The sequence below is a fragment of the Alkalibacterium iburiense genome, from assembly GCF_039521845.1.
GTDB classification, from domain to species: domain Bacteria; phylum Bacillota; class Bacilli; order Lactobacillales; family Carnobacteriaceae_A; genus Alkalibacterium; species Alkalibacterium iburiense.
In genome coordinates this window covers 1-4,815 of sequence record NZ_BAAACW010000155.1, presented here as the reverse complement: position 1 = coordinate 4,815, position 4,815 = coordinate 1, and the positions used below count along the sequence as shown (strand labels likewise).

Genomic DNA, 4,815 nt, shown 5'->3' with positions numbered 1-4,815 from the left:
AAAATAATCAGTGCTACCTGTGTAAATGCCTTGAAATTTACCAGATAATCACTGATTATTTATTTTACCCATTTATAGCCCTTGAAAAGGGTTTCTTTTTCAGCACCCTCATAAATTAGGGAACTTCTTTTGAATCTTTATATTTTATTTCTCGTATCCATATCATAAGCAAAGACGGAAATGATTAAGAGAGCTAGAGCAAATACGATGGCGGCCATTCCGAATAGGATTCCGAATTGATCGGCAACCGCCCCTGTAATGATAGGCATAACTATGGAACCTATGCCACCTAGCACGAGTAAGATACCCATTGCCATCGGATAGTCTTTTATAAAACCACCCGTTGCAGCAACTGTTGTCGGATAGATGCCGGCTAAGGACAAGCCTAAAGCAAATATGGTCAATGTAATCACCGTAACGTCTCTTGAAGAGAGTAATAAAATAAAGAGAGCTGTAGTGACGATGGATAAAACATATAGGATTTGCTTATTACTAAACTTATGGCTGATTGCTGAAACGGTTAAGCGACCGACTAAGATTCCTATCCACAATAGTGAGGCTAAGAACTGAGAGTAGCCAATTGAAAATATACCTGAGTCTACAAAGTACATGACTAACCAACCGTTAATTGTAGCTTCGGCACAAAGATAAAAGAATAAAATACTGGCTAAAATCCAGAAAGTCTTCTTTTTCATAAAGTCGTATGACAAAGGATTTTTCTTCTTAACTACATTCTCATTCAACTTCATTCTGGTAAATAAGATAACCGAAATGGTTGTAAGAACAATAATAAAGATAGCCGCCAATCTCCATCCGTTACTGCCAATCAGGCTAACAGATGCAACCACTACATACGGAGCAATGAGTGCCCCAATGGCAAATACGGCATGCATAAAGCTCAGTGCGGCAGAATTACTATTGGAAATTTCGCTCATCGTGGCATTATTAAAGTTAGATATGCTTCCACGACTGATACCTGTAAAGAAGAATGAAAGTAAAAGCAAGAAAGGATTTCCTGTGAGTATCATAAGTAAGAATCCGACTATAACGAAACTACTTAAAAAGACGACTGAATTTTTACGCCCCAGATAAGCCGGTAATATACTAGCTATAAAACTAGACAGTAAATTTCCTGTATAATGGGCAGATATTAAAGATCCGCTCACTGTATTACTTAATTGATAGGCCTCGCTAATGTACGGAAGCAAAGGTCCCATAATCATAGCATAAAGACCATTCACAGCAAAAACATAGTACATACATTTGACAATGTATCTTCCATCTTTTGACAAATCCTTATAAAATGAAGCAGTTTTCAACTATTTCCCTCCACATTATTCAATTTATAATAACCGTTAATAAAAAGGCTAATATATTAATTATAGAGTTCTCTAGTAATAATTCAAGCTTATTTAGCAACAATACTTTTAGAATATCAACACTAGTTATTTCTGTTTTATACTTTTGAAATAAGTGTTATTCGGACAAGGTAAAAGAAGCCAAGCTTGCTCTTCAGCCACCTGTATAGGTAAAGTATAGAGAGTGAATGCCATCAGGTATTTTAATATCAGCCTGGTAGTCTGTCCATACGTTTGTATAATCCACCGGTATTTTCCCTAACACTTCTCCGTCCCATGAAGTTTTTAATTCAAATGCTCCGTTACAATACCCTCTTACTTTTATTTTTACTGTATTTACATCTTTAATATAAAAATATTTAAAACCGGCTGTAGCTGAGTCTGTCATGTTCATAATATATCCTATTTCTTCATCGCCATCTTTACCGTCTTGAGTAATCTTAGGATACTGACTGTCCATCCATAAGTCACCAGTATACATCTGTTCATCTCTGTGAGTTAAATGAGAGGCGATGTAAGCAGGGTATTCTCCTTTTCCTTTAAGTGGTCCACCGTTTGGACCGCAAGATGTGATTTCCACTTGTGCAATCTTACCATCTTTATCTACTTCTATTTTTTCTAAACAGCCTTGCCTACTAAAGTTAGACCCATTCGTATGTCTGTGATAAAAGATGTACCAGTCTTCTTTAATTTGCACCATACCGCCATGATTATTTCCTCCGAAAGCCATAGGTTTATCTGCAGGCTTATACGTATCGATGCCAATATCATTATTACTTACGATAACACCTTGGTATTTAAATCCTTTTGTAGGCTCCTTACTTACAGCGTAACAGAGTTCGTGCATAACAACAGATGAGTAAACGAGATAGTACAAGTCTCCAATCTTACGAATAGATGGCGCCTCGAAGAATTCATGACCTTCAAAGCCTGTTCCTTTACTGTAAGGCTCACTTGGTAACACAAAGACAGTATCCTCTACAATAGTAACCATATCTGATGCTAGAACAGTTGCCATTGCCCCACTCCTGGATTTATCTCCTTTAGCACTGAATCCAGTGTATAAATAAACTTTATCCCCTTCAGTTAAGACACCCGGGTCAAATTGAGGCTCATCTCCGTCTCTTTCACCTAAGCGATGACCGTTCTTATCTTTTACATACCCATAGAATTCATATTTTCCAGCTGGTGTGTCGGATACTGCTACGGATACAATGGGGATTTTGTCAAGAACATAGTATAAGTAAAAGCGTCCGTCAGGACCGACTGTGACATCTGGAGCATATAAAAACATGGATCCTTCTGGGTTGATTGGATCATCTGTCTTTTTATAGATAATTCCTTCGTATCGCCAGTCTGTCAAATCATCTACTGGCGCAGACCAGCACACGTAATCATTCATACAGTAAACATATCCATTGAACCGATCATGTGAACCGTAAACATATACTCTATCGTTAAATACATAAGGTTCACCATCTGGGATATACTCCCATGAAGGTAAGTATGGATTAAATCCTTGTTTTTTCATTTATATTAACTCCTTTTTCAAAATATTAGTGACTGTATTTTAACTCCGAAAAGCGTGCTGATCCACCCGTCATTTCAGTTCCCCAATTAAACAAAGCAAATCGATAGCCAGTAAAATGTTCTAGATTGTATTTTAAATGGTGCTCCTGACCAATCTGAATAAACTTCTCTTTGTTATGATAATAAAAACGTGCCGTATCCTTTTGGTTTTCAAAAGAAACTTCTATTTTTAAGATGACACTTTCATTATTCACTTTAATTCTCTCATTATTAAGAGCTTTATTATGCCCTTTATTCATTGCAGAATGAAACTCAATGGAATAAGTTCCATTTAATTTTCTTATTCCAACAAAGCCGTATTGGGATTGTAAAGCAGCGATACCCGCTATATCTCCTTCCTTAAGTAAAGAAGCATCAATGGTAACTTCGGCACTACATCTTGGAAATAGCATTCTTTGGGTCAACATATTCTGAACTTGTGTAAATGTTGCAGCAGTTGTTTGATTAGTTAGTTCAATATACCCCTCATCAGGGTTATGATGATACCCTTTCATATTTGGCTCATGGTTAAATTGCCAGAAAGGTTTCAGTCCATGAATGGTGTCATTTTCGGATGTAAAATCATCGCTTCCATACAATGGTGTATAGTCATAATCTGATTTTGTACTCTTAACAGTAAACTCTGAAGGTATAGAACCATTATGACCAATTACAGGAAAATTGTTTTCCCATCTTATGAGAGTCAGGATAGGCAATCTACCAACTGCTCCATGATCTTGAAAAAGTATCGCATACCAGTCTCCCTCTGGCGTATCAACTATTCCTCCCTGAGCTACACCTTGATTGAAATATCCTCTATCATCGCACAATATATCTTTACCGATAAATTCGTCATCTAATGATTTAGCCATATAACACGCTTGCGTACACATCCATTTATCCGGTAGCGAATGAATTAAAAAAACATAATAGTGATCATTTATTTTGTAAAAATGAGCTCCTTCATATCCGAGTATGAGATTTTTTTCCGATACAATAATTTTATGTGTACCATTCTTTTTAGGCCCTGATAAATCTTTATCTAATTCAGTTAACCATATATCACTGTTGCCATATATTATATAAACTCTCTCGTCATCATCGAAAAACAATGAAGCATCATGGTAAAAGTCTTTTATTTCCTTTTTAACCCATGGCTTATTTATATCAGTTGTTGTGTAAAGGTAGGTTTTTCTCGTGTCATTTGCTGCAAACACAACATAAAATGTTCCTTTATGGTAACGTAAACTTGCCGCCCACATTCCTTTTCCATAAATATTTTGATTCCCTACTAATCTTTGCGCTTCAGTACTATCTAATTGATCATATACAAAACATGCATGCTCCCAGTTTACTAAATCGTACGAACGCAATATTTCACATCCTGGCAAAAAATACATGGTGGTTGATACCATGTAATACGTTTTTCCTACACGTATGATATCTGGATCAGGATAATCTAGTGGTATGATAGGGTTTATTGCTTTTAATTCTTCCATTTTCTGCCTCCTTTTGCGTTTTCACCACATATAATGATCGGACCTCATATTTCTTATACGTGTGCATGCTTTTTTAAGCAAAAAAGACTGAAACGGTTCATCACCTTTCATGATGACAGTTTCAGTCTTTGTGAAAATTGAGTTAAACCATTTAAAATCGAAAGGGTTTATTCAGCGTCACTAATCGCTTCTTGGTGATCACGGTATGCTTCGTTAATCATGTCAACATATTGATCAGCATTTAAAGCGTCTAACTCTGCCTGGAACTCGTCCCAACGATCTAAGTCGTATTGTCCTTTGACACTCCCACAGCTAAAGCAGTGGGATTCTTAAGTGCTTTGTCGAACGCAGGCCATTTCTGTTTTGTTCAAGCCTTAAGTTTCAGGGGG

General features: G+C 36.6%; 3 protein-coding genes. All 3 read right to left on the bottom strand.

Going from position 1 to position 4,815, the window contains the following annotated elements; translation table 11 throughout:
• Window positions 1-137: 137 nt before the first annotated feature.
• The gene (locus ABDZ53_RS11740) at window positions 138-1,319 is read right to left on the bottom strand and encodes an MFS transporter (RefSeq protein ID WP_343756749.1); all 1,182 of its coding nucleotides are present in this window, start codon (window positions 1,317-1,319) and stop codon (window positions 138-140) included.
• 193 nt (window positions 1,320-1,512) lie between these two features.
• Window positions 1,513-2,889 carry a family 43 glycosylhydrolase gene (locus tag ABDZ53_RS11735; RefSeq protein WP_343756747.1) on the bottom strand — a complete coding sequence of 459 codons (1,377 nt, stop codon included), beginning with the start codon at window positions 2,887-2,889 and terminating at the stop codon, window positions 1,513-1,515.
• Between the two features lie 25 nt (window positions 2,890-2,914).
• On the bottom strand, window positions 2,915-4,426 hold the full coding sequence (locus tag ABDZ53_RS11730; protein ID WP_343756745.1) for a glycoside hydrolase family 43 protein: 1,512 nt from the start codon (window positions 4,424-4,426) through the stop codon (window positions 2,915-2,917).
• Window positions 4,427-4,815 lie beyond the last annotated feature (389 nt).